The sequence below is a fragment of the Falsiroseomonas sp. RANM36 genome (assembly GCF_056682175.1).
On sequence record NZ_JBWXTD010000003.1, the window covers coordinates 132,527 to 133,219 of the forward strand.

A 693-nucleotide genomic window follows, 5' to 3' on the forward strand; every position below is an offset into this window, starting at 1 on the left:
GGGGGGTGGGGGGGGGTGACGCTCCTGGGCGGGGCCGCGGCCGCCCGGCCGCGGGGGGGCGCGCGGCGCTGGCCGGCACCCGCCCCGACCTGGTCGCCGCCGCGGCGCTGCGCCCGGCACGGCGCCGCGTCGCGGCCAATCTGCGGCAACTCACGCGCGCGAGAACTTGATCCGGCGCAACGCGCCGGCCCGGCTCCAGGGTCATCCTCCTCCCGCCAATTGACAGTATGGGAGGGCCGGATGGACGGAACCTGGCTTGAGGATCCCTGGGCAGTGGACCCGGCAGCCTTCGCCGACTGCACAGAGTCGTCCTCGCGCCTGCGGTTCCTGCTCGCCTATGCCGTCCTCGCGCCGTCCGGTCACAACACCCAGCCCTGGCGGTTCCGCCTGCATGACGGCGCGACGGTGGACGTGCTGGCGGACCGCAGCCGGGCGCTGCCGGTGGTGGACCCCGAGGACCGGGAACTCACCATCTCCTGCGGCGCGGCGCTGGCCAACCTCCGCTGCGCCGCCGCCGGGCTCGGCGAGGCCCTGGCGGTCGAAGTGCTGCCGGATGCCGGCGACCGCGACCTGCTCGCCCGCATCCATGCGCAGGGCGCCTGCCCGCCGGTGGCGGGCCGCGCGCCGCGGCGGCGCGCCGTCACCGCCCGCCGGGCCCGCCGCCAGCTCTATGCCCCGGGCCCCGTGCCCGCC

At 78.1% G+C, this 693-nt stretch carries 1 protein-coding gene; it reads left to right on the plus strand.

The genetic code is table 11. The features are described from left to right. Nucleotides 1–240: 240 nt before the first annotated feature. On the plus strand, nucleotides 241–693 hold a 453-nt coding region (locus AC1MIR_RS05590), incomplete at its 3' end, for a hypothetical protein (protein ID WP_480027198.1).